Below are 24029 nucleotides of genomic sequence, written 5' to 3'. Positions count from 1 at the left end.
GCCGGGGCGCGCGCAGCGATCCCGGCCTACAAGACGCAGTGATAACTGTAGGCCCGGTCAGCGCAGCGCCACCGGGCGATAAACATCCTAATAACCTATCAGGCTGACTCCGCCAGAGCAATATCCTCGCGCGTCTCGATGCGCTCCTTCCCGTGATAAATCCGGGCATGCTGCAGCCCGACAAACAGGCGCTCACCCCGGTGCGGCGGCACGTCGTCGCGCATGACCACGGTCAGCGGCTCGGTATACCAGCCCAGCGGCTGTACCACCAATTGGGTGTAGTGACCTTTAGGGCTAGCTTCCAGCACCTGCACCGGCAGCGGTGAATCCAGGCTGGTTCGGCGGCTCACGTCCACTTCCCACGGACGCAGGAACAGATCGACCGGCCCCTGATGCGCGGAGGTATAGCCCAGCGGCCAGCGGTGCGCGCCCACGTGGAACTGTCCACCGCGAATAGTACCCTGAAGACGGTTTACCTCGCCCATAAACTCCAGCACGAAGCGGGTCGCCGGTTCACGCCAGAGCTGCTCCGGCTCGTCAACCTGCTCAATGTTGCCCTGGCTCATGACCACCACGCGATCCGCGACTTCCATCGCCTCTTCCTGGTCGTGGGTCACGAAGACGCTGGTGAATTTCAGCTCCTCATGCAGCTGGCGCAGCCAGCGGCGCAGCTCTTTACGCACCTGCGCATCCAGCGCGCCGAAGGGTTCATCCAGCAGCAGAATTTGCGGCTCAACGGCCAGCGCGCGCGCCAGCGCCACGCGCTGTTTCTGCCCGCCGGACAGCTGGGCCGGGAAACGGTCCGCCAGGTGAGCCAGCTGCACCATCTCCAGCAGTTTGGTCACTTTGGCCTTAATGGTTACAGTATCCGGACGTTCGCGACGCGGCAGCACGGTCAGGCCAAACGCAATGTTGTCGAACACGGTCATGTGGCGGAACAGCGCGTAATGCTGGAATACAAATCCTACTTTACGATCGCGGGCGTGCAGGCGGCTCACGTCGGTGCCGTGAAAGCGGATGTGCCCGCTGGTCTGATGCTCAAGCCCGGCGATAATACGCAGCAGCGTGGTTTTGCCCGAGCCGGACGGCCCCAGCAGCGCCACCATTTGTCCGGAAGGGATATCCAGCGAGATATCATTCAGCACCTGGGTGCGACCAAAAGACTTCTTAATATTGGCAATCTCAATGCTCATGATTTCCCTCCTGATGCTGACGTTTTTCCTGATTTTCTAAACGCCACTGCACCACACTCTTCAAAAACAGGGTCAAAATGGCCATCAGCGTCAGCAACGCTGCGGCAGTAAACGAGCCGATGGTGTTGTAGTCCTGCTGCAGCAGCTCAATCTGGAGCGGCAGCGACAGGGTTTCACCCCGGATGGAGCCGGAGACGACGGACACGGCACCAAACTCACCGATCGCACGGGCGTTGGTCAGCACCACGCCGTAAAGCAGCGCCCAGCGAATGTTCGGCAGCGTCACGCGGCGGAACATTTGCCAGCCCGAAGCCCCCAGCAGCACCGCCGCTTCGTCTTCGTTGCTCCCCTGGCTTAACATCACCGGCACCAGCTCGCGCACCACAAACGGACAGGTCACGAAGATGGTGACCAGCACCATGCCCGGCCAGGCGAACATGATCTGCAGGTTATGCTCGTCCAGCCAGCCGCCCAACGGACCGTTGGAGCCGTAAAAGAGCAGGTACACCAGACCCGCCACCACCGGCGATACGGCGAAAGGAATGTCCAGCAGGGTCAGCAGCAGCTGACGTCCCGGGAAGTTAAAGCGGGTTACCAGCCAGGCCAGCAGGGTCCCGAACACGAGGTTCACCGGCACGGTGATCAGCGCAATCAGCACCGTCAGCCAGATGGCATGCAGCATATCCGGGTTCGCCAGATTTTCCAGCGCGGGCATCAGCCCTTTGCTGAACGCCTGGACGAAGATATAAACCGTCGGCACGACGAGAATGAGGGCGGAAACCAGCACGCCCGCCCCAATCAGAAACCATTTACCCCAGTTGATGCGGGGTGCATCGTATCGCTTCAATTGCGTAACTTCCGCCATCAGTGACCTACCACACGTCGACCAAAGCGACTTTGCAGAGTGTTAATCGAGTACAGCAGCAGCAGCGAGGCCGCCAGGATCACCGAGGCAATCGCGCTCGCCGCCGGATAATCAAACTCCTGCAAACGGATGAAAATCATCAGCGAGGTGACTTCAGTTTTCCAGGCGATGTTCCCGGCGATAAAAATCACCGCGCCGAACTCACCGAGGCTGCGGGTAAACGACAGCGCAACGCCCGCCATCAGCGCCGGAGAGAGTTCCGGCAGAACCACCTTGCGGAAGCTCTGCCAGCGCGTGGCACCCAGCGTTTCCGCCGCTTCTTCGTATTCCGGACCCAACTCTTCCAGCACCGGCTGCACGGTACGGACCACAAACGGGATGCTGGTAAAGGCCATCGCCACCGCGATACCGAGCCAGGTGTAGGTCACTTTGATATCAAATTTCGCCAGCCACTCGCCGTACAGCCCGTTCACCGAGAAGAGCGACGCGAGGGTTAAGCCCGCCACCGCCGTCGGCAGCGCAAACGGCAGATCCATCAGGGCGTCAAGCAGCGTGCGGCCCGGGAAGCGATAGCGGGTTAAGATCCACGCCATCAGCAGGCCAAACACGCCGTTAAAAATGGAGGCAACAAACGCCGACAGCAGCGTCACCTTGTAGGCCGCCACCACCTGCGGGTTGGTGACCACGTCCCAGTACTGCTCCCAGCTCATCTGAGCAAGCTGCATCACCAGCGCGCTGAGCGGCAACAGCAGGATCAGGCAGACGAACAGCAGGCTTGTCCCGAGGCTCAAGGTAAAGCCCGGCAGCACGCGTTTTGTCGAAACTGCAAACATTACTTATGCCCCGCCGCCAGCAGTTTGTCTAACTCACCGCCGCTGGCAAAATGCGTTTTCATCACATCAGGCCAGGAGCCGAAATGATCTTCCACGCGGAACAAATCGGTCTGCGGGAACTTATCTTTCAGCTTGTTCATTACGTCCGGGTTGTTCACGCGGTAGTAGTAATCGGTAATGATGGTCTGCACCTGCGGGCTGTACAGGTAGTTGAGATAGGCTTTTGCCGCTTTCTCGGTACCGTTTGCCTGCACGTTTTTATCCACCCACGCCACCGGGAACTCGGCCAGGATGTTGGTTTTCGGGATAACGACCTCGAAGCCCTGCGCTTCGTACTGTTTGCGGATGTTATTCACTTCCGATTCAAAGCTGATCAGCACGTCGCCGAGACCACGCTCCGCGAAGGTCGTGGTCGCCCCGCGGCCGCCGGTATCAAACACTTCGACGTTTTTCAGGAACTGGGTCATGAACTGCTCGGTTTTGGCTTTATCATTACCGTCAGCCTTGTCGGCCGCGCCCCACGCGGCTAAATAGGTGTAGCGAGCGTTACCGGAGGTTTTTGGGTTCGGGAAAATCAGCTTCACGTCGGAACGCACCAGGTCGCTCCAGTCGTGGATATTCTTCGGGTTGCCCTTACGCACCAGGAAGCCCATGGTGGAATAGAACGGGGAGCTGTTGTTCGGCAGACGACTCTGCCAGTCCGCCGGGATGAGCTTGCCTTTGTCATGCAGGATCTGCACGTCAGTCACCTGGTTGTAGGTCACCACATCCGCTTTCAGGCCCTGCAAAATCGCCAGCGCCTGCTTGGACGATCCGGCGTGGGACTGCTTGATGGTCAGCTTGTCGCCGTTATTGTCTTTCGCCCACTGCTGTTCAAACGGGGGATTAAGGGCGGCAAACAGCTCGCGGGAAACGTCATACGAACTGTTTAACAGTTCAGTCGCCTGCGCCTGTGCCACCAGCAGTAAACCTGCCAGCGCCAGAGTTCCTTTTTTCAGTACAGTAACGGCCATTACGCACCCTTATAAATGTGATGACTATCTTATAGTCATAATATTTATAACGGGGATGAAAGGAGTAACGGTTTTATATACCGTTTGGTGATTTAGAAGCAGAAAAGGGAATAAGGGTGAGGCCTGCTGCCTTCACCCCAGCCCTCTCCCGCAGGGAGAGGGAGAAAGGACATTACAGCGCCAGCAGACGCTCAACGGACGGCGCAAAGTAATAGCCGCCGGTCACCGGTTTGGTGAAGCGCAGCATGGCGTCGCGCTTGCCGTCGGTATCGCCGAACATGCTCAGCAGCTGCTGCTCGATGTTATAGAGGCGCGCGCAGTACGCGCAGAAGTAGAGGCCGTGCGTGCCGCTTGCCGTGCCGTAAGGCAGGCTCTGGCGAACAATCTTCAGCCCTTTTCCGTCTTCTTTGAGGTCAACGCGGGTCAGGTGAGAGGTGACCGGACGCGCATCGCCGTCGATCTCTTCGTTGGCTTCTTTAGTGCGGCCAATCATCATCTCCTGATCGTGCACGCTCATGCGGTTAAGCTGCTTGAGGTTGTGCTCCCAGCGCTGCACGAACACGTAGCTGCCACCCGCGTCCACGCCGTCTTTGATCACCGCCACGTCGCGACGCGTCTCTTCACCCGCCGGGTTTTCGGTGCCGTCGACGAAGCCGCTCAGATCGCGCTCTTCCACCCAGCGGAAGCCGTGAACCTCTTCCTGCACCTCAATGCTGTCGCCAAAAGCCGCTACTGCCGCCTGGGCAACGGAGAAATTCACGTCGTGACGCAGGGAGAGAATATGGATCAGCACGTCGTATTGGGTCGCCGGAGCCAGACCTTTGCCGTAAGGGATGAAGTCTTTCAGCTCTTCCGCCCCTTCGCCACCGCTCAGCTGACGCCAGACGTTATTGCCAAAGGCAACAACGGCGCCGAGGTGGGCTTCCGGGAATTTGGCCTGGAAGGTTGCCAGCCTATCAACAAACGCTTTACTGGCCGCACGCAGGGCATCCACGTCCCCTTTAACATTGGCTTCAATCCAAATCGCCGCGCGGCAATGTTCTGGCAAAATGCCACTCTGAACCTGAGACATCGCTCCTCCTGAAATAAAGATGCCACGTCAGCGTGGCATTGATGGCGGCTATTATACCCGGATTTCAGCGAGGCGGTTTGTTCAGGCGCAAATTACTGCTTCCAGAGTATTTTGCTCACTTTCCAGCTCTTGAGCGTGTCGTCAGACGGCATCAGTCCTTCCGGACCGCTCCAGGTTCCGGTGAAGACATAGCTGATGTGCTGGCTGCCTTCAGCCTTACATTCCACCGCGACTTTGTCGTCAGACGGCAGGCTGGTGCAGTTGCCAAAAGCCTGCTTATAAAGTTCGCTGAACGGCGTACCCACTTTTACACCGCTCGCCGTCGGAATATCTTCATCCATCACAGCGATACGGTTTACGGTGCCTTTGTCACCGTTGATCACCAGAGCAAGCTTGTCACCCTTCAGCGCTTCGTAATAGCGAACAATATTGCCATTCTCCGTTTTCATGCCGCTGCGCAGGCGGTAATCGCCGCTGAGCGCATCCTGAATAGCGTCCTGATCCAGCGCCGTCGCGGCGGTAATTTTCCCCACGCCCTGCTCGGTCACTTCCGTTGATGAGCCAAACCAGTTCCACGGGTACGCGGCGGACCAGTTAATGGAGGAGAGCGTCGAACAGCCGGTCAACGCCAGCGGGAGAGCGCATAAAAATAAACGCAGCGATTTCATTGAAACGTCCTTTCTTGTTAAATCAACGCTTGTTGGAGTGCGACATCGGCAAAAAGTGCCGGATTAATCATTCTGATGCGCAAAACAGGCGCGAAGACGCGGGTTGGTCAGCAGCCACAGCAGGGCCACAATATCGGCAACCACCAGCGCAACGCCGGTGCCCGTCAGCGGTTCACCGTACCACCAGAGTACCGGCTGCCAGAAGAGCAGCGCAACCTGGGCGAGGACCAGCAGCCAGCGAAGCGCGCCCCAAAAACGGGGGATCGCATGCCGTCGTCCGCTGCATAAAAAAGCGACCACCGCCGGTACGCCCGGCAGCAAGCCGAGCCAGAAGGCGTCATGATCGGGATAAAAGAGATTCAGCAGCGTGTCGCCCTGCCCGCGCGACGCGGCGGCCATCACAAACAGCACCCAGGTCCGGGCCTGGAGCAGCAGAACGCACCAGAATAAAAAGGGCAGCCTGACGCGACCCTGCGCGTCATAGTCTGCCGGGTGGATCTCAGTACTCTTCATCTTCGATCAGACGCTTTCCTAAACTCAGCACGTCGGAATGCTCGTAGCCCAGGCGCTCATACATGCCCAGCACCACGTCGTTATCTTCCCGCACCATGATCTGGATTTTCGGGCAGCCACGGGCGATCAGCTTCTTCTCGAGCCGGTTCAGCAGCGCATTGGCGATGCCGCGGCCACGGTATTCGGGGTGGACGCCCAGATAATAGGCCGAGCCGCGGTGGCCGTCATAACCGCCCATGACCGTCCCCACAACCTCGCCGTTGACTTCCGCGACCAAAAACAGACTGACGTCGTGATTCACCTTACGTTCGATATCCATTTCCGGATCGTTCCACGGACGCAGCAGATCGCAGCGCTCCCAAAGGGTGATCACCTCTTCGAAATCTTCCTGGCGAAAAACGCGTATCTCCATGGTATTAACCGCCTTTTCGGGTTTAAAAACAGTGATTATGGCGCGAAGCTCGCCTTTCGCCAATAACCGGGGAAAATCTCGCCAAAATTTGGCATAATGTCACTTTGTCACGTATTGAAATGAAAAGTAAAACAATTATCAATATGGACTGTCGTAACGGGAAACACGATACGATATAACACCAGGACCCCATTTTTTAGTATTCAGGCCGCATGAGCACATTCAAACCATTAAAAGCACTCACATCGCGTCGTCAGGTTCTCAAAGCGGGGCTGGCGGCCTTAACGTTAACGGGCATCGCAAAGCAGGCTCAGGCAAAAGACGAGAGCACGCTCAAAACCAGTAACGGACACAGCAAACCGAAAACCAAAAAGCCGGGCGCGAAGCGCCTGGTGATGCTCGACCCGGGCCACGGCGGTATTGATACCGGCGCTATAGGCAAAAACGGGTCGAAAGAAAAACACGTCGTGCTGGCAATTGCAAAAAACGTGCGCGCAATTTTACGCAGCAACGGCATTGACGCCCGTCTGACGCGCTCTGGCGACACCTTTATTCCGCTGTATGACCGCGTTGAGATCGCCCACCAGCACGGTGCGGATCTGTTTATGTCGATCCACGCCGACGGCTTTACCAACCCTTCCGCGGCCGGAGCCTCGGTGTTTGCGCTTTCCAACCGTGGCGCCAGTAGCGCCATGGCAAAATACCTCTCCGACCGCGAAAACCGCGCGGATGAAGTCGCCGGGAAGAAAGCCACTGACAAAGACCACCTGCTACAGCAGGTGCTGTTCGACCTCGTGCAGACGGATACGATCAAAAACAGCCTGACGCTCGGCTCGCATATTCTGAAGAAGATTAAGCCGGTGCATCGTCTGCACAGCAAAGGCACCGAGCAGGCGGCGTTCGTGGTCCTGAAATCGCCGTCCATCCCGTCCGTGCTGGTGGAAACGTCCTTTATTACCAACCCGGAAGAAGAGCGGCTCCTCGGCACCACGGCGTTTCGTCAGAAGATCGCCAACGCCATCGCCTCCGGCATTATCAGTTACTTCAACTGGTTCGATAACCAAAAAGCGCACTCCAGGAAACGTTGATGAAACCCGATGCTCAACTGGTCAAAACCTTCCTGCTGCAGCTGCAGGATGAAATCTGCCAGAAACTCGCCGCCGCAGACGGCGGTGAATTTCAGGAAGATACCTGGCAGCGCGAGGCCGGTGGCGGCGGGCGCAGCCGGGTGCTGCGTAACGGCGGCATCTTCGAACAGGCGGGCGTGAATTTTTCCCACGTTCACGGCGACGCCATGCCCGCGTCTGCGACGGCGCATCGTCCTGAACTCGCGGGCCGCAGCTTCGAGGCGATGGGCGTCTCGCTCGTAGTGCACCCGCACAACCCGTTCGTGCCCACCAGCCATGCCAACGTGCGCTTTTTCATTGCGGAAAAACCGGGCGCCGACCCGGTCTGGTGGTTCGGCGGCGGTTTCGATTTAACGCCCTACTACGGCTTCGAAGAGGATGCCGTGCACTGGCACACCACCGCGCGGGACCTTTGCCTGCCGTTTGGCGAAGACGTCTACCCGAAATTCAAAAAGTGGTGCGATGACTACTTTTACCTGAAGCACCGCGACGAGCAGCGCGGCATCGGCGGGCTGTTCTTTGACGATCTCAACGCGCCTGATTTTGATACCGCGTTCAGCTTTATGCGCGCGGTAGGCGAAGGCTACACCGACGCCTATCTGCCAATTGTCGAGCGTCGTAAAAATACCGATTACGGCGTGCGCGAGCGCGAGTTCCAGCTTTACCGCCGCGGGCGCTACGTGGAGTTCAACCTGGTGTGGGATCGCGGGACGCTGTTCGGCCTGCAGACCGGCGGGCGCACGGAGTCGATTCTGATGTCGATGCCGCCGCTGGTGCGCTGGGAGTACTGTTACGAACCAAAAGAAGGCAGCCCGGAGGCTGCCTTGCGTGAGTTTATTCAGGTTCGGGATTGGGTGTAGCCCTTATCCCCTCTCCCTTTGGGGGAGGGTTAGGGTGAGGGTAAAAATTACAGCGGCTGCGTCTGCGCCTCAACCACCGCCAGCGCCACCATATTCACGATACGGCGCACAGAGGCAATCGGCGTTAACACATGCACCGGTTTCGCTACGCCCATCAGTACCGGTCCTACGGTCACCCCTTCAGAGCTGGAGACGCGCAGCAGGTTATAGCTGATACGCGCCGCTTCCACGTTCGGCATAATCAGTATATTGGCCGATCCCTTCAGCGGGCTGTCCGGCATACGTTCGTTACGGATGCTTTCCACCAGCGCGGCATCGCCGTGCATTTCCCCGTCAATCATCAGCTCCGGCGCACGCTCGCGCACCAGCTCCAGCGTCTGACGCATTTTGCAGGCCGCCGCGGATTTAGACGAACCAAAGTTAGAGTGCGACAGCAGCGCCACCTTCGGCTCGATACCAAAGCGACGCACGGTCTCGGCGGCCATCACCGTGATTTCCGCCAGCTCGTCCGGGGTCGGATCGTCGTTAACGTAGGTGTCCGCAATAAAGGTGTTGCCGCTTGGCAGCAGCAGCGCGTTCATCGCCCCGGCGGTATGGACGCCGTCGCGATAGCCGAAGATCTCCTGCACCACGCTAAAGTGCTCGTGGTAGTCGCCGATGGTGCCGCAGATCAGCGCGTCCGCCTCGCCGCGATGCACCATGATCGCGCCGATCACCGTCGTGTTGCTGATCACCGCTTTCTGCGCCTGCTCCTGGGTGATCCCCCGGCGCTTCATGATCGCGTAGTATTCGCTCCAGTACTCTTTGAAGCGCGGATCGGATTCGTTGTTAACGATCTCAAAGTCGACGCCCGGCTTAATCTGCAGGCCCAGCTTCTGGATACGCATCTCAATCACGCTCGGACGACCAATCAGGATCGGCTTCGCCAGGCCTAAGGTGATCAGCTCCTGGGTGGCGTGCAGCACGCGCGCCTCTTCCCCTTCCGCCAGCACCACGCGCTTCGCGTCGGCGCGCGCCTGGGAGAAGATCGGCTTCATGAACAGGTTCGTTTTATAGACGAACTCGGTGAGCTTATCGACGTACGCGTCGAAATCGTGAATCGGACGCGTCGCCACGCCGGAGTCCATCGCCGCTTTGGCAACGGCTGGCGCAATTTTAACAATCAGACGCGGGTCGAACGGTTTTGGAATGATGTAGTCCGGGCCGAAGCTCAGATCCTGATCGCCGTAGGCAGAGGCAACCACTTCGCTCTGCTCGGCGTGCGCCAGCTCAGCGATGGCGTGAACGGCGGCGAGCTTCATCTCTTCGTTGATCGCCGTTGCGCCGACGTCCAGCGCGCCGCGGAAGATGAACGGGAAGCAGAGCACGTTGTTGACCTGGTTCGGGTAGTCCGAACGGCCGGTACAAATGATGGCGTCTTCACGCACCGCTTTCGCCAGCGGCGGCAGGATTTCCGGTTCAGGGTTCGCCAGGGCCAGGATCATTGGCGCACGCGCCATCTTCTTCACCATCTCCTGGGTCAGTACTTTCGGACCCGAGCAGCCGAGGAAGATATCCGCGCCGTCAATCACGTCGTCCAGGGTGCGTTTACCGTCGTCGTCGACCGCGTACGCCGCTTTGGTTTCCGCCATGTTCGGCTCGCGGTCTTTATAGATAACGCCTTTGGAGTCGCAGACCACAATGTTGTGTTTCTGCATACCCAGCGCCACCAGCAGGTTCATACAGGCGATGGCCGCGGCGCCTGCGCCAGAGACCACCATGCGCACGTCGGAGAGATTTTTCTCTACCACGCGCAGGCCGTTGAGAATCGCGGCGGTGCTGATAATCGCGGTGCCGTGCTGGTCATCGTGGAACACGGGAATGTTCATACGCTCGCGCAGCTTCTCCTCGATATAGAAACATTCCGGCGCTTTGATGTCTTCCAGGTTGATCCCGCCGAAGGTCGGCTCCAGCGCGGCCACCACGTTGATGAATTTGTCAGGATCGAGTTCATCCACCTCGATATCGAACACGTCGATACCGGCGAATTTCTTGAACAGTACCCCCTTCCCTTCCATCACCGGCTTACCGGCCAGCGCGCCGATGTTGCCCAGCCCCAGCACCGCCGTGCCGTTAGAGATCACGGCGACAAGATTGCCGCGCGCGGTATATTTGTAGGCCGCCAGCGGGTCTTTTTCGATTTCCAGACACGGTGCAGCCACGCCCGGCGAATAGGCCAGCGCCAGATCGCGCTGGGTTGCCAGCGGCTTGGTTGGGGAGACCTGGATTTTCCCCGGGACAGGAAACTCGTGAAAATCGAGGGCACTCTGTTTCAACTGCTCATCCATCTTATTTTTCCTTTCACGTATCGGTCAAAAGGGTGACGTAAGCGATCCTGATGCACACCCTGGTGTGCCGCCTAGTATCGCCTCAGGCCGCCTCCTAAACTTTGAAGGCAGCCAAACTCTCACCATCACACATTAAAAATTGTTATCAATTTATAACAGCCATGTTACCCGTCTCAAAAGCAATGCCTCCCCCGTCTGCTATGCTTTTTTGTTAAGTCCATCATGATTTTTCCAGAAGTGTGAACTAACGCACTCATCTAACTCTTTTATTTCCAAGGAGTAATCATTTATGAACCAGCTAGACGGCATCAAAAAATTCACCACCGTGGTTGCAGACAGCGGCGATATCGAGTCGATTCGCCACTATCAGCCGGAGGACGCGACCACCAACCCTTCGCTACTGCTCAAAGCGGCAGGGCTTGCCCATTTTAGCCATCTGATTGATGACGCCATTGCCTACGGTAAACAGCGCGGGAAAACGCAGGAGCAGCAGGTCGCCGAAGCCAGCGATAAGCTGGCGGTTAATTTTGGTGCGGAAATTCTTAAAAGCATCCCGGGCCGCGTCTCGACCGAAGTCGACGCCCGCCTCTCGTTCGATAAAGAAAAGAGCATTAATAAGGCGCGTCGCCTGGTGGAACTGTACGAGGAGCAGGGGATCGATAAATCACGCATTCTGATCAAGCTGGCCTCCACCTGGGAAGGCATCCGCGCGGCAGAGGTGCTGGAGAAAGAAGGCATCCACTGCAACCTGACGCTGCTGTTCTCGTTTGCCCAGGCGCGCGCCTGCGCTGAGGCGGGTGTGTTCCTCGTCTCGCCGTTTGTCGGGCGCATCTACGACTGGTATCAGGCGAAACAGCCGATGGATCCATACGTGGTGGATGAGGATCCGGGCGTGAAATCGGTCCGTAATATCTACGACTACTACAAACAGCACCGCTACGAAACCATCGTGATGGGGGCCAGCTTCCGCCGTACCGAGCAGATCCTCGCCCTGGCAGGCTGCGACCGTCTGACCATCTCCCCTAACCTGCTTCAGGAGCTACAGGACAAAGAAGAAACGGTGATCCGCAAGCTGGTGCCGACCTCCACCGTTCTGCCAAAACCAAAACCCATGACCGAAGCGGAGTTCCGCTGGGAGCACAATCAGGACGCCATGGCCGTGGAAAAACTGGCGGACGGCATCCGCCAGTTCGCCGTCGACCAGCGCAAACTTGAAGATCTTCTCGCCGCCAAACTTTAACCTTGCCACGGAGTGAACTATGTCCCGTAAAGAGCTAGCCAATGCCATTCGCGCCCTCAGCATGGATGCCGTGCAAAAAGCCAATTCCGGCCACCCCGGCGCGCCGATGGGCATGGCTGATATTGCCGAAGTGCTGTGGAACGACTTTCTGAAGCACAACCCCAATGACCCGACCTGGTACGATCGCGACCGCTTTATTCTCTCCAACGGTCACGCCTCAATGCTGCTCTACAGCCTGCTGCACCTTTCCGGCTACGATCTGCCGCTTGAGGAGCTGAAAAACTTCCGCCAGCTGCACTCCAAAACGCCGGGGCACCCTGAGATTGGCTATACGCCTGGGGTGGAGACCACCACCGGGCCGCTCGGTCAGGGGCTGGCCAATGCGGTTGGGCTGGCAATTGCCGAACGCACGCTGGCGGCGCAGTTTAACCAGCCGGACCACGAAATTGTCGACCACTATACCTACGTGTTTATGGGTGACGGCTGCCTGATGGAGGGGATTTCCCATGAGGTCTGCTCCCTGGCGGGCACGCTGGGGCTCGGCAAGCTGATTGGCTTCTACGATCACAACGGCATCTCCATCGACGGGGAGACCGAAGGCTGGTTTACCGACGACACGGCAAAACGCTTTGAAGCCTATCACTGGCACGTGGTGCACGAGATCGATGGCCACGACCCTGAGGCGGTGAAAAAAGCGATTCAGGAAGCGCAGAGCGTGAAGGATAAACCGTCCCTGATTATCTGCCGCACGGTCATCGGCTTCGGCTCGCCGAACAAGGCGGGCAAAGAGGAGGCGCACGGCGCGGCGCTGGGCGAGGAGGAAGTCGCGCTGACCCGGCAAAAGCTGGGCTGGAAATATCCGCCGTTTGAGATCCCGAAAGAGATCTACAGAGCCTGGGATGCCCGTGAGGCGGGTGAAAAGGCCCAGCAGTCCTGGAACGAGAAGTTTGCCGCCTACAAAAAAGCGCACCCGGATCTCGCTGCCGAGTTTTCCCGCCGCATGAGCGGCGGCCTGCCGGAGGACTGGGACGATAAAACCCAGGCGCTGATTGAAAACCTGCAGTCCAACCCGGCGAAAATCGCCACCCGCAAGGCGTCGCAAAATACCCTGAACGCAATCGGCCCTCTTCTGCCCGAACTGCTCGGCGGCTCGGCGGACCTGGCACCGAGTAACCTGACCATCTGGTCGGGTTCAAAATCGCTGAAAGAGGACATTGCCGGGAACTACATCCACTACGGCGTGCGCGAGTTCGGGATGACCGCCATTGCCAACGGCATCGCCCATCACGGCGGGTTTGTGCCGTATACCGCCACCTTCCTGATGTTCGTCGAGTATGCCCGCAACGCGGCGCGCATGGCGGCACTGATGAAGGCGCGGCAGATTATGGTCTACACCCATGACTCCATCGGGCTGGGGGAAGACGGGCCTACGCACCAGGCGGTTGAACAGCTGGCAAGCCTGCGTCTGACGCCGAACTTCAGCACCTGGCGTCCGTGCGATCAGGTCGAAGCGGCGGTGGGCTGGAAGCTGGCGGTAGAACGCCACAATGGCCCAACGGCACTGATTCTGTCACGCCAGAACCTGGCGCAGATTGAGCGAACCCCGGAGCAGGTGAAGAACATCGCCCGCGGCGGCTACATCCTGAAGGACAGCGGCGGCAAGCCGGACGTGATCCTGATTGCGACCGGCTCCGAGGTGGAAATTACGGTGAAAGCAGCGGAGAAACTGACTGCCGAAGGACACGCGGTGCGCGTGGTGTCCCTGCCCTCAACGGATATTTTTGATGCCCAGGACGAGGCGTACCGTGAATCGGTCCTGCCGTCCAGCGTCGCGGCTCGCGTAGCGGTGGAAGCCGGTATTGCCGACTACTGGTACAAGTATGTCGGGCTCAAAGGGGCGATTGTCGGCATGCGGGGTTACGGTGAATCCGCCCCTGCCGATAAGCTGTTCCCGTACTTCGGCTTTACCGTTGAGAACGTGGTGGAGAAGGCGCTGAGCGTGATCTAGCGCGGTCTGCGTTGCCGGGTGGCGGCTACGCCTTACCCGGCCTACAAAACCGCCAAACCGTAGGCCGGGTAAGCAACAGCGCCACCCGGCATAAAACTAACGCGTGATCCATAGCGTGGGCCAGGCATCTGGCCCGTTCCAGTTGTCGCAGCTGGGCTCCTCGGCGTAGCGCACCAGGCGGAAACGCTGGCCGTCAAAACGCCAGCGCGTCTGGATCCCGCAATCGCCCAAACCGCGCCCCAGCGCGAGCGTTGTCAGCTCGCGCGTCTTTTCATCGAAGCTGGCGTTCATCAACTCCATTTCGCTCCCGTCGCCTGACGGCGTAAACGGCAGACGCAGCCTGACGCTGCGTGCGGTGAACGGTTTTTTACGCGATACCAGCCACGCCAGATCGACCGTGTTATAGGCCCCCGCCTCGCAGCTAACGATCAGCAGCGCTTTGTCATCGGTTAACGCGGTGACGCGTACTTCCCGACGGTTAGGATCCAGCGAGCACTGGCTGGCGTTCATCCGCCCGGTGCCATAGTCCAGCAGGTCGTTCAGTTCGGCGTGGGAGAGCGGCGTCGGGGTCGGGTTGACGACCGCCACCTTTTTAAGGGCAGGAGCAGGCGGAACGCTTAACGGCGGATCGTCACCTTTCTTGATCCACGCGGTTTCGCTACCGACGCGCTTTTGCTGCGCATCAATGAACAGCAGCGCGGCTTTCAGACCGCTCAGTGAAATAACCTGCTTACCGTCGCTCAGGGTCAGGGCCTTCCCTTCCTGGATGTTTTTCAGAAAGGCGGTGATGGTGGCCGCATCGTCCGTTTTCAGATGCCAGGGCGTGAGCTGCCAGCGCTGTTTGTCCAGCTTCAGGGGAACGTTATCCAGCAGCAGCCGGGGGGCAATCTCTGGCTCTTTGACCGAGGGCGCATCAAGACCGCCGAGATCGATACGCAGCGTGGCGTCCGTTTTCGCCCCGGCGCTACGGGTGAGCGTCATTACCAGACCACGGTGTTCACCGGTATTGCGTGCGAGGCAAAAATTCTGGTTATTGCAGGTTACCTGCCAGTCGGAGAAGGCTTGCTGGGCAGGTGCAGCCCGCACCTGCGGCGCGAGGAGCACACAAAACAGGTAAAACAAAAAGACGCTGTAGCGCATGAATGACACAATCCCGGAACGAAAACGCTTAACTGGGCAGTATCTTCGTGTTCCCGCCGGGGCTGCTCAATCGGATTTATCAGATATACCCGAAAAACAGGCTATATCCGTTCGAAAGTGGTGTTCATCAGCCCGGTTGTCTGTAAATACTGCAGTAATATCACCGCTTTACCATCCCTGATTTCGCCTGAACGCATCATCTCCAGCGCCCGGGCAAAAGGAAGCTCCAGCACTTCGATATCTTCATCCTCCACGCCACCGCCGCGGTGAGTGCGCTGCGCGTCGCTGTATTCCGCGATGAAGAAATGCACAATTTCCGTTACGCCGCCCGGCGACATAAACAGCTCGAAGACCTTTTTGACCTCGCCCACTTCGAAGCCGGTTTCTTCCACGGCCTCTTTGCGGATACAAACTTCCGGCTCATCATCATCGAGCAGGCCCGCGCAGGTTTCAATCAGACGTCCGTCAGGGTTGCCATTAACCCATGTCGCCACCCTGAACTGACGGATCAGCACCACGCTCTGCTTTTCACGGTTATAGAGCAGAATGGTTGCCCCGTTGCCGCGGTCGTAGACCTCTCGTTTGTGGCGTATCACCTCACCGTTGTTACGCGTAAGGTCATAGGTGATGTTACGCAGGACAAAGTAGTTTTCAGAGAGAATTTTGTCTTTGATAACGTCAATTTTCAGGGTCATACGGGCTCCACAACACAATGAGTCGTCCTATACTACGCCGTGAATCCCGCTTTGTCGCCCGCCGGTTTAATGATGTTTTGGCGCGTTAACTCCAAGCCAGTCGAGTATCCCCTGCGCCGCATGACGTCCTTCCGCCATTGCGGTCACCACCAGATCCGCACCGCGTACCGCATCGCCTCCGGCGAAGATCTGTGGGTTAGTCGTCTGATAACGGTAGCGGCTCTCAACCGACGCAACGATCCGCCCCCGGTCATCCGTTTCGACACCCTGCGCCTGCAGCCACGGCATCGCGTGCGGGTTAAAACCAAACGCCATGATGACCGCATCTGCCGCCATCTCGAACTCGCTGCCCGCTACCGGAACGGGCCGACGCCGTCCCTGCGCGTCCGGTTCACCGAGCTCGGTACGCAGCATCCGGATACCGTTGACCTTACCGTTCGGATCCAGCGTCAGCTCAACCGGCTGAACGTTAAATTCAAACGCCGCGCCCTCTTCTCGGGCGTTCTTCACCTCTTTCTTCGAGCCCGGCATATTGGCCTCATCCCGACGATAGGCGCAGGTTACCTTCGCCGCGCCGTGGCGTAACGCGGTGCGGACGCAGTCCATCGCGGTATCGCCGCCGCCAAGCACCACCACGTTTAAGCCATGGGTGTCGATGAACGGTTCGCTGGCCGTCGCCTCCAGCCCCATAACGTGTCGCGTGTTACCCACCAGGAAAGGCAGCGCGTCATAGACCCCAGGCGCGTCCTCGTGCGGGATACCCGCCTTCATCGAGCGGTAGGTTCCCACGCCAATAAACAGGGCGTCGTAATCCTGCTTTAACTGCGACATCGACACGTCCTGGCCCACCTCGCAGTTCAGCTCGAAGCGGATCCCCATCGCGGTAAATATCTCTCTGCGCCGCGCGAGCAGCGATTTGTCCAGCTTGAATGCCGGGATGCCAAAGGTCAGCAATCCGCCAATTTCCGGATGCCGGTCATAGACCGTCACACTCGCTCCGCGGCGCGCCAGCACGTCGGCGCACGCCAGCCCGGCGGGCCCGGCGCCGACGATCGCGACTCGTTTACCTGACGGCGTGACGGCGGACATATCCGGTCGCCAGCCCATCGCCAGCGCGCGATCGGAGATATAGCGCTCGATGTTACCGATGGTCACGGATCCCGCCTCTTCACGTATTGTGCAGGCACCCTCGCATAATCGGTCCTGCGGACAGACGCGACCGGTAATTTCAGGTAAACAGTTGGTCTGATGAGAAAGCTCGACCGCGCCGGCGATATCCCCCGCGTTGAGGCGCTCGATCCACTGCGGGATGTGGTTATGCAGCGGGCAGGTCCATTCGCAAATGCTGTGCTCGCCGCATTTCAGGCAGCGCGACGCCTCGCGGGCGGCCTGCTCGTCCCGGAACGGCAGGTAAATTTCGTTAAAATGGCCCACACGCTCTGCGGCAGAGAGTTTATCGGGCTCGCCGCGTGGCGGGGTTGTTTGCATCTGCTGCAGTTTGGTGCGCGAAGCGTCTTCTCTGACGGCCTCCGCATGCCAGGGCTGCGCTTCCAGGCAGGCCGTGCGCTGGCGGCGCGATTTCGCCAGATTATCAAGGACAGCAGGCGTCGCGAGGGAGAGAACGTCTGCAGGGCAATTTTCGATACAGGCCGGGCCGCGTGGCCGCGTCAGACAGAGATCGCATTTATTCGCCAAAGCCTTCACGCTGCCGCTGTCGAGCGGGGTGACGATAATCTCCATCGTGCCAAACGGGCAGGCCACCGCGCAGGCCTTACAGCCGATGCATTTTTGTTGATTCACCTGTACGCTGTCATCGCATTTGCTGATGGCGCCGTTCGGGCAGCTTTGCGCGCAGGGCGCGTTTTCACAGTGATGGCAGGTGACGGGGCTACTCTTCTCGCCGGACCTCAGGACCGTAATGCGGGGGTGAAAATGGCGCTCGCTCAGGACGTGCTGCTCATCGTTGTGCGCCATCACGCAGGCCACTTCGCAGGCGCGACACCCGATGCACTGCTGGCTGTTAGCCATAATAAAACGATTCATAACCACACCTGTTTTTGGTTCAATAACCTTATTCTTTATATGAATATGGTATTTACGCATCACGGCGCGATCGGGCAATGTTCAAATGCCCGGAATGCCGAATTATTTACAGTGAACCTGTAGCAGATCAATTTTATTCAGAGAGCCGTTCTGTGACCGTCAAACGCCCCGTTTCCGGAAGCCTTGCCTGGGCTTTCTTTTCGATAATTGCCTTATCCGTGCTGACCAGCACCGTCGCGCTGCTGACGCTTGCCAGCAGCCAGCGTGACGCCGAAGCCATTAATATCGCGGGTTCGCTGCGCATGCAGAGCTATCGTCTGGGCTACGAGATGCAGCGCAACAGCCCTTCCCTTGCCGCGCATCGCGACAGCTGGCAACGGACGCTGAGCGCGCCTGCCCTGCAGAAGCTGAACCGCTGGTACGTCCCGGACGATGTAAAAGCGCGCTACCAGCAGCTGCACGTGGCGTGGCTGGAAATGGATGCGCGCATCGCCCGCGGCGACAGCGCGTGGTATCAAACCCACATTGAGGATTTTGTTGGCCGCATTGATGCCTTTGTGCTCGCCCTTCAGCACTACACCGAACATAAAATTCAGACGGTGACCCTGCTCTCGCTGGCGGGCGCTCTCGGGATCCTGCTGCTGACGCTGTTTACGCTGCGACGCATCCGTCGCCAGGTGGTGTTGCCGCTTAACAATCTGGTGGCGGCCAGCGAACGGGTTGAGCGCGGGGAATTTACAACCCCGGCGCCGGATACCGCCCTGCCGAACGAGCTGGGCCAACTCTCCCGCGCCTTCAACCACATGTCCGCCGAACTGGCTACGCTCTACCGTTCGCTCGAAGCCTCGGTCGCGGAAAAGACGCGGCATTTGCATGAAGCCCACCAGCAGCTCGACATGCTGTTCAAATGCTCTCAGGCGCTGAATACCGGCCAGATAGACAGCCACTGCTTTCGGCATATCCTGCAGATTGTCCATGACTATACGCAGATGAATTATCTCGAACTGCGCACCAGCGACGACTGGCGGCTGTCTGAAGGGACGGAGTCACATGGCATTCCTCTGCAGCACCTGCCGGTACTGATGCAGGACACCCTTTATGGCGAGCTGCGCTGGCAAAGCGAGACGGACAGCGTTCCCCTTCCGCTGATGAGAAGCGTGGCGACCATGCTCGGGCGCGGGCTGTACTTTAACCAGGCGCAAAAACATTACCAGCAGCTGCTGCTGATGGAAGAGCGCGCCACCATTGCCCGCGAGCTGCACGATTCGCTGGCGCAGGTCCTGTCGTATCTGCGCATTCAGCTTGCGCTGCTCAAACGCGCAGTGCCCGAGGAAAATATTCCGGCGCAGACCATCATCACCGACTTCTCCCGCGAGCTGAACAATGCCTGGCAGCAGCTTCGCGAGCTGCTCACCACCTTCCGCCTGACGCTGAACCACGCGAACTTACCCGCGGCGCTGCAGGAGTCTCTCGACGTCCTTCAGAGCCAGACGCAGGCGAAGCTGCATCTCGACTGCCGTCTCTCCTCGCTGGCGCTGGACGCGCAAAAGCAGGTGCATTTGCTGCAGATCGTGCGTGAGGCCGTGCTGAACGCCATTAAGCACGCGCAGGCCAGCGAGATCACCGTCAGCTGCGTGACCGCCATGGACGGTACGCACAGCGTCAGCATTCGTGACAACGGCATCGGGATTGGCGAAGCCAGCGAGCCGCCGGGACACTACGGCCTGAACATTATGCGCGAACGCGCGCAGCGGCTCGGCGGGATGCTGCACTTCTCGCAGCCGCAAAACGGCGGCACGCTGGTCAGCGTGACGTTCCCGGCGCACGCGCCGTTAACGGGTAAATAACGGTAAAGAGGGAAGCGCAGGGAAAAGCGCATGATAATTTACATTATCTCCTTTATTTCTCCACGTTTGACCTGGGCCTTACCGCTAAAGTTATGCGGGCAATAAACAATAATGACGTGCAGCAAAACGAGGTCACACTTTCATGGCGAATTTTTTTATCGATCGCCCCATTTTTGCCTGGGTGCTTGCCATCCTGTTGTGTCTGACGGGCGTCCTGGCGATTACTTCACTTCCCGTTGAGCAATACCCCGACCTGGCACCGCCGAACGTGCGCGTCACAGCAAACTACCCCGGCGCGTCGGCACAGACGCTGGAAAATACCGTCACGCAGGTTATCGAGCAGAACATGACGGGTCTGGATAACCTGATGTACATGTCCTCGCAAAGTAGCGCCACGGGACAGGCGACGGTGACCCTGAGCTTCAAGGCGGGCACCGACCCGGACGAAGCGGTGCAGCAGGTCCAAAACCAGCTGCAGTCGGCCATGCGCAAGCTGCCCCAGGCGGTGCAGAATCAGGGCGTGACCGTGCGTAAAACCGGTGATACCAACATTTTGACCATCGCGTTTGTCTCAACAGATGGCTCGATGGATAAACAGGACATCGCGGACTACGTCGCCAGTAATATTCAGGATCCCATCAGCCGGATTAACGGCGTCGGGGATATAGACGCCTACGGCTCACAGTACTCTATGCGCATCTGGCTCGATCCCAACAAGCTGAACAGCGTCCAGATGACGGCAACCGACGTGACGAATGCCATCAAGGCCCAGAACGCCCAGATTGCGGTGGGGCAGCTGGGGGGAACGCCGTCCGTCGATAAACAGGCCCTGAACGCCACCATTAATTCACAATCTCTGCTGCAGACGCCGGACCAGTTCCGCAACATTACCCTGCGCGTGAATCAGGACGGGTCGGAAGTGCGTCTCGGCGATGTCGCCACGGTGGAAATGGGGGCGGAGAAATACGACTACCTGAGCCGCTTTAACGGCAATCAGGCCTCCGGTCTGGGGATAAAGCTTGCCTCCGGCGCGAACGAAATGGCCACGGCGAAACTGGTGCTGGACCGTCTGGACGAGCTTTCACAGTATTTCCCGCACGGGCTGGAGTATAAAGTCGCCTATGAAACCACCTCCTTCGTTAAAGCGTCGATCGAGGACGTGGTGAAGACCCTGCTGGAAGCCATCGCGCTGGTGTTCCTGGTGATGTACCTGTTCCTGCAAAATTTCCGTGCGACGCTGATCCCAACCATTGCCGTCCCCGTGGTGCTGCTGGGGACTTTTGCGGTGCTTTACGCGTTCGGGTACAGCATTAACACCCTGACGATGTTTGCGATGGTGCTGGCGATTGGCCTTCTGGTGGATGATGCCATCGTGGTGGTTGAAAACGTCGAGCGCATCATGAGCGAAGAAGGACTCTCGCCGCGCCAGGCGACGCGCAAATCCATGGGGCAAATTCAGGGGGCGCTGGTCGGTATTGCGATGGTGCTGTCGGCGGTCTTTATCCCGATGGCCTTCTTTGGCGGCACAACCGGGGCGATCTACCGCCAGTTCTCGATAACCATCGTCTCGGCAATGGTGCTCTCCGTGCTGGTCGCATTGATCCTCACCCCCGCGCTCTGCGCCACAATCCTGAAGCCGCTGCACAAAGGGGAGCATCACGGCCAAAAAGGGTTCTTCGGCTGGTTTAATCGGATGTTCAACCGCAATGCCGCGCGATATGAATCTGCCGTCGGGCGAGTGCTTCACCGCAGCCTGCGCTGGATGATGATTTATGTTGTGCTGCTGGGCGGCATGGTCTGGCTGTTTATGCATCTCCCCACCTCGTTCCTGCCTATGGAAGACCGGGGCATGTTCACCACCTCGGTTCAGCTCCCGAGCGGCGCAACGCAGCAGCAGACGCTGAAAGTGGTCCAGAAAGTGGAGCAGTACTTCTTCACGAAAGAGAAGGATAACGTTGTATCGGTCTTCTCCACCGTCGGTTCCGGCCCTGGCGGAAACGGGCAGAACGTCGCCCGCATGTTTGTTCGTCTGAAGGACTGGGACGAGCGCGATACCAAAACCGGAACGTCATTCGCCATCATTGAACGTGCGACTAAAGCCTTTGCGCATATTAAAGAGGCGCGCGTCTTCGCCAGCAGCCCGCCGGCGATAAGCGGTCTGGGCAGTTCTGCCGGGTTTGATATGGAGCTGCAGGATCACGCCGGTGCGGGCCACACGGCGCTGATGGCGGCACGCGATAAGCTGTTAGCGCTGGCGGGCAACGATCCTGACCTGACCCGCGTTCGCCACAACGGTCTTGACGACAGTCCGCAGCTGCAGGTGGATATCGATCAGCGTAAGGCGCAGGCGCTGGGCGTCTCGATCAACGATATCAACGACACCCTGCAAACGGCGTGGGGCTCGAGCTATGTGAATGACTTTATGGATCGCGGCCGCGTGAAAAAAGTGTATGTCCAGTCCGCCGCGCCGTTCCGCATGCTGCCGGACGATATTAACCGCTGGTTTGTCAGGAATAGCGCTGGCGGCATGGTGCCGTTCTCTGCCTTTGCGACCTCGCACTGGGAGAGCGGTTCGCCGCGTCTGGAGCGCTATAACGGCTACTCTGCGGTTGAAATCGTCGGGGAAGCCGCGCCGGGCGTCAGTACCGGTACCGCCATGGATACCATGGAAAAACTGGTGCAGCAGCTGCCCGCCGGTTTTGGTCTGGAGTGGACGGCCATGTCCTACCAGGAGCGTCTCTCCGGAGCACAGGCTCCCGCACTTTACGCACTCTCTCTGCTGGTGGTCTTCCTCTGCCTTGCCGCACTGTATGAGAGCTGGTCAGTCCCGTTCTCCGTCATGCTGGTCGTGCCGCTTGGGGTTATCGGTGCGCTGCTGGCGACCTGGATGCGCGGCCTCGAGAACGACGTTTATTTCCAGGTGGGCCTGCTCACCGTGATTGGGCTATCGGCGAAAAACGCCATTCTGATCGTTGAATTTGCCAACGAGATGAATGCCAAAGGCCACGAGCTGATGGCCGCCACGCTGCACGCCTGCCGTCAGCGCTTACGCCCGATCCTGATGACGTCGCTGGCGTTCATCTTTGGCGTACTGCCGATGGCAACCAGTACGGGCGCAGGCTCCAGCAGCCAGCATGCCGTCGGGACGGGGGTGATGGGCGGCATGATTTCGGCAACCATTCTGGCCATTTACTTCGTGCCGTTGTTCTTTGTGCTGGTGCGTCGTCGCTTCCCGCTAAAGGAACGCGCTGAGTAAGTGATTGAAATAAAAAAAGGCGGCATTATCGGCCGCCTTTTTATTGTGTGATTAATTGACACTATGGTTATTTTACTTATTTTAGTGCTCTTGCAATTCTTACTGAATGTCATTTACGAAGCATGCCTTCGATAAAATCTTTCCAGTTCCCCAGTTCACGTTCAATCATAACAACCTCTCTTATTATTATGCGCATTCTACAAAAACGGACCATCATTGTGAAGACTATTTAACCAATTGCTGTGATTGTACCCCACGTCCTGCGGGGATTTATGATAAATATGAACGGAGAGGCCTCAATTTTTTGTGACGGCTGGCAATATTTTGAAATAACCCTCCAAACGGGTGAGTTTTATTTTACCCGCTGAGTTTATTCGAAATTTAAACTTTATGGACATCTATGCTTAAAGGGTGAAAGAATATTCAGCGTACAGATGTGAGTTGAATTAAGAAGAAGTGTAAATCCAGACGATTCCTGAATGTGTTATATTCAACTTAAGGATATATCTTCGAATTTACTGAACATTTAATCATCATTAGGTCAAAAGGATTCACCATGATTGTGATGTACGGCATTAAAAATTGCGACACCATCAAAAAAGCCCGCCGCTGGCTGGAAGCAAACGGCGTGGAGTATCGCTTCCACGATTACCGTGCCGACGGGCTTGATGCAGAATTTCTGCATAGCGCGATCGGCGAACTGGGGTGGGAAGCACTGCTGAACACGCGCGGCACCACCTGGCGTAAGCTGGACGAATCTCTGCGCGCCAGCATCAACGACGCCGACAGCGCGGCAAAACTGATGCTCGAGATGCCGGCAATTATCAAACGCCCATTGCTCTGCGCGCCAGGGCAGCCTATGCTGCTTGGTTTCAGTGAAACCCTTTATTCCGACTTTTTTCGTTGAGGTGTAGTTT

General features: G+C 58.2%; 20 protein-coding genes. 7 read left to right on the top strand and 13 right to left on the bottom strand.

Annotation, left to right across the window (positions count from 1 at the left end; translation table 11 throughout):
- Window positions 1-98: 98 nt before the first annotated feature.
- The 8 genes from cysA to ACOTZC_RS11715 form a co-directional block, all read right to left on the bottom strand.
- Complete coding sequence (gene cysA / locus ACOTZC_RS11750) at window positions 99-1193, bottom strand: sulfate/thiosulfate ABC transporter ATP-binding protein CysA (RefSeq protein ID WP_045399754.1); 1095 nt, start codon at window positions 1191-1193, stop codon at window positions 99-101.
- A complete protein-coding gene (cysW, locus tag ACOTZC_RS11745) occupies window positions 1183-2058 on the bottom strand; it encodes a sulfate/thiosulfate ABC transporter permease CysW (protein ID WP_023308733.1) in 876 nt (291 codons plus the stop codon). The genes cysA and cysW overlap by 11 nt, the downstream gene beginning before the upstream one ends.
- Window positions 2058-2891, bottom strand: a complete 834-nt coding sequence (cysT, locus tag ACOTZC_RS11740; protein ID WP_047173917.1) for a sulfate/thiosulfate ABC transporter permease CysT — start codon at window positions 2889-2891, stop codon at window positions 2058-2060. The genes cysW and cysT overlap by 1 nt, the downstream gene beginning before the upstream one ends.
- The gene (locus tag ACOTZC_RS11735) at window positions 2891-3904 is read right to left on the bottom strand and encodes a sulfate ABC transporter substrate-binding protein (protein ID WP_421635777.1); all 1014 of its coding nucleotides are present in this window, start codon (window positions 3902-3904) and stop codon (window positions 2891-2893) included. The genes cysT and ACOTZC_RS11735 overlap by 1 nt, the downstream gene beginning before the upstream one ends.
- A gap of 172 nt (window positions 3905-4076) precedes the next feature.
- Entirely contained in the window at window positions 4077-4976 is a 900-nt protein-coding gene (locus ACOTZC_RS11730) for a Dyp-type peroxidase (RefSeq protein WP_252040157.1), read from the bottom strand.
- A 92-nt stretch (window positions 4977-5068) separates the two neighbouring features.
- Window positions 5069-5644 (bottom strand): RpoE-regulated lipoprotein, encoded by a 576-nt coding sequence (locus ACOTZC_RS11725; RefSeq protein ID WP_023308736.1) that lies wholly within the window; start codon window positions 5642-5644, stop codon window positions 5069-5071.
- A 63-nt stretch (window positions 5645-5707) separates the two neighbouring features.
- Window positions 5708-6157, bottom strand: a complete 450-nt coding sequence (locus ACOTZC_RS11720) for a DUF2919 domain-containing protein (RefSeq protein WP_047173913.1) — start codon at window positions 6155-6157, stop codon at window positions 5708-5710.
- Window positions 6144-6569: a GNAT family acetyltransferase gene (locus ACOTZC_RS11715; RefSeq protein WP_023308738.1), complete on the bottom strand. Its 426-nt coding sequence runs from the start codon at window positions 6567-6569 to the stop codon at window positions 6144-6146. Before ACOTZC_RS11715 ends, ACOTZC_RS11720 begins: the two co-directional genes overlap by 14 nt.
- A 212-nt stretch (window positions 6570-6781) precedes the next feature.
- Here ACOTZC_RS11715 and amiA point away from each other — a divergent pair, with 212 nt between their 5' ends.
- Both amiA and hemF read left to right on the top strand, forming a co-directional pair.
- Window positions 6782-7657, top strand: a complete 876-nt coding sequence (gene amiA / locus ACOTZC_RS11710; protein ID WP_023308739.1) for an N-acetylmuramoyl-L-alanine amidase AmiA — start codon at window positions 6782-6784, stop codon at window positions 7655-7657.
- Window positions 7657-8556, top strand: coding sequence for an oxygen-dependent coproporphyrinogen oxidase (gene hemF, locus ACOTZC_RS11705; protein WP_023308740.1), 900 nt, complete (start codon window positions 7657-7659; stop codon window positions 8554-8556). Before amiA ends, hemF begins: the two co-directional genes overlap by 1 nt.
- Before the next feature lie 47 nt (window positions 8557-8603).
- On the opposite strand, the gene maeB is transcribed toward hemF, so the two are convergent.
- The gene (gene maeB / locus ACOTZC_RS11700) at window positions 8604-10883 is read right to left on the bottom strand and encodes an NADP-dependent oxaloacetate-decarboxylating malate dehydrogenase (protein ID WP_421635776.1); all 2280 of its coding nucleotides are present in this window, start codon (window positions 10881-10883) and stop codon (window positions 8604-8606) included.
- A 289-nt stretch (window positions 10884-11172) separates the two neighbouring features.
- Here maeB and tal point away from each other — a divergent pair, with 289 nt between their 5' ends.
- Both tal and tkt read left to right on the top strand, forming a co-directional pair.
- Entirely contained in the window at window positions 11173-12123 is a 951-nt protein-coding gene (gene tal, locus ACOTZC_RS11695) for a transaldolase (protein ID WP_023308742.1), read from the top strand.
- Between the two features lie 19 nt (window positions 12124-12142).
- Window positions 12143-14131, top strand: coding sequence for a transketolase (gene tkt, locus ACOTZC_RS11690; RefSeq protein ID WP_045399745.1), 1989 nt, complete (start codon window positions 12143-12145; stop codon window positions 14129-14131).
- A 96-nt stretch (window positions 14132-14227) separates the two neighbouring features.
- Here the strand turns inward: tkt and ACOTZC_RS11685 are convergent, their stop codons facing one another.
- From ACOTZC_RS11685 to aegA, 3 genes are all read right to left on the bottom strand, one after another.
- Complete coding sequence (locus ACOTZC_RS11685) at window positions 14228-15271, bottom strand: DUF1176 domain-containing protein (protein ID WP_045399741.1); 1044 nt, start codon at window positions 15269-15271, stop codon at window positions 14228-14230.
- Window positions 15272-15372: 101 nt separating this feature from the next.
- Window positions 15373-15966, bottom strand: a complete 594-nt coding sequence (nudK, locus tag ACOTZC_RS11680; RefSeq protein ID WP_023308745.1) for a GDP-mannose pyrophosphatase NudK — start codon at window positions 15964-15966, stop codon at window positions 15373-15375.
- A 66-nt stretch (window positions 15967-16032) separates the two neighbouring features.
- Window positions 16033-18009 (bottom strand): formate-dependent uric acid utilization protein AegA, encoded by a 1977-nt coding sequence (gene aegA / locus ACOTZC_RS11675; protein WP_248161708.1) that lies wholly within the window; start codon window positions 18007-18009, stop codon window positions 16033-16035.
- Window positions 18010-18161: 152 nt separating this feature from the next.
- Here aegA and narQ point away from each other — a divergent pair, with 152 nt between their 5' ends.
- Together narQ and acrD are read left to right on the top strand one after the other, a co-directional pair.
- Entirely contained in the window at window positions 18162-19856 is a 1695-nt protein-coding gene (gene narQ, locus ACOTZC_RS11670; protein ID WP_248161706.1) for a nitrate/nitrite two-component system sensor histidine kinase NarQ, read from the top strand.
- Between the two features lie 142 nt (window positions 19857-19998).
- Window positions 19999-23112 (top strand): multidrug efflux RND transporter permease AcrD, encoded by a 3114-nt coding sequence (acrD, locus tag ACOTZC_RS11665; RefSeq protein WP_248161693.1) that lies wholly within the window; start codon window positions 19999-20001, stop codon window positions 23110-23112.
- Window positions 23113-23221: 109 nt separating this feature from the next.
- Here the strand turns inward: acrD and ypfM are convergent, their stop codons facing one another.
- Complete coding sequence (gene ypfM, locus ACOTZC_RS11660; RefSeq protein ID WP_015572204.1) at window positions 23222-23281, bottom strand: protein YpfM; 60 nt, start codon at window positions 23279-23281, stop codon at window positions 23222-23224.
- A gap of 387 nt (window positions 23282-23668) precedes the next feature.
- Between ypfM and ACOTZC_RS11655 the strand changes: the two genes are divergently transcribed.
- A complete protein-coding gene (locus tag ACOTZC_RS11655) occupies window positions 23669-24019 on the top strand; it encodes an ArsC family reductase (RefSeq protein WP_023308749.1) in 351 nt (116 codons plus the stop codon).
- The last annotated feature ends 10 nt before the right edge of the window (window positions 24020-24029 follow it).

It is taken from the genome of Enterobacter cloacae complex sp. SHL009 (assembly GCF_049237205.1).
GTDB classification, from domain to species: domain Bacteria; phylum Pseudomonadota; class Gammaproteobacteria; order Enterobacterales; family Enterobacteriaceae; genus Enterobacter; species Enterobacter cloacae_M.
Note: the sequence above shows the minus strand (reverse complement) of the source record. Positions and strands in the feature narration are given on the sequence as shown.

What these genes read in the sequence shown, in the direction of transcription:
- cysA (WP_045399754.1), bottom strand. Translation starts at nt 1,193, where the DNA reads ATGAGCATTGAGATTGCCAATATTAAGAAGTCTTTTGGTCGCACCCAG.
- cysW (WP_023308733.1), bottom strand. Translation starts at nt 2,058, where the DNA reads ATGGCGGAAGTTACGCAATTGAAGCGATACGATGCACCCCGCATCAAC.
- cysT (WP_047173917.1), bottom strand. Translation starts at nt 2,891, where the DNA reads ATGTTTGCAGTTTCGACAAAACGCGTGCTGCCGGGCTTTACCTTGAGC.
- ACOTZC_RS11735 (WP_421635777.1), bottom strand. Translation starts at nt 3,904, where the DNA reads ATGGCCGTTACTGTACTGAAAAAAGGAACTCTGGCGCTGGCAGGTTTA.
- ACOTZC_RS11730 (WP_252040157.1), bottom strand. Translation starts at nt 4,976, where the DNA reads ATGTCTCAGGTTCAGAGTGGCATTTTGCCAGAACATTGCCGCGCGGCG.
- ACOTZC_RS11725 (WP_023308736.1), bottom strand. Translation starts at nt 5,644, where the DNA reads ATGAAATCGCTGCGTTTATTTTTATGCGCTCTCCCGCTGGCGTTGACC.
- ACOTZC_RS11720 (WP_047173913.1), bottom strand. Translation starts at nt 6,157, where the DNA reads ATGAAGAGTACTGAGATCCACCCGGCAGACTATGACGCGCAGGGTCGC.
- ACOTZC_RS11715 (WP_023308738.1), bottom strand. Translation starts at nt 6,569, where the DNA reads ATGGAGATACGCGTTTTTCGCCAGGAAGATTTCGAAGAGGTGATCACC.
- amiA (WP_023308739.1), top strand. Translation starts at nt 6,782, where the DNA reads ATGAGCACATTCAAACCATTAAAAGCACTCACATCGCGTCGTCAGGTT.
- hemF (WP_023308740.1), top strand. Translation starts at nt 7,657, where the DNA reads ATGAAACCCGATGCTCAACTGGTCAAAACCTTCCTGCTGCAGCTGCAG.
- maeB (WP_421635776.1), bottom strand. Translation starts at nt 10,883, where the DNA reads ATGGATGAGCAGTTGAAACAGAGTGCCCTCGATTTTCACGAGTTTCCT.
- tal (WP_023308742.1), top strand. Translation starts at nt 11,173, where the DNA reads ATGAACCAGCTAGACGGCATCAAAAAATTCACCACCGTGGTTGCAGAC.
- tkt (WP_045399745.1), top strand. Translation starts at nt 12,143, where the DNA reads ATGTCCCGTAAAGAGCTAGCCAATGCCATTCGCGCCCTCAGCATGGAT.
- ACOTZC_RS11685 (WP_045399741.1), bottom strand. Translation starts at nt 15,271, where the DNA reads ATGCGCTACAGCGTCTTTTTGTTTTACCTGTTTTGTGTGCTCCTCGCG.
- nudK (WP_023308745.1), bottom strand. Translation starts at nt 15,966, where the DNA reads ATGACCCTGAAAATTGACGTTATCAAAGACAAAATTCTCTCTGAAAAC.
- aegA (WP_248161708.1), bottom strand. Translation starts at nt 18,009, where the DNA reads ATGAATCGTTTTATTATGGCTAACAGCCAGCAGTGCATCGGGTGTCGC.
- acrD (WP_248161693.1), top strand. Translation starts at nt 19,999, where the DNA reads ATGGCGAATTTTTTTATCGATCGCCCCATTTTTGCCTGGGTGCTTGCC.
- ACOTZC_RS11655 (WP_023308749.1), top strand. Translation starts at nt 23,669, where the DNA reads ATGATTGTGATGTACGGCATTAAAAATTGCGACACCATCAAAAAAGCC.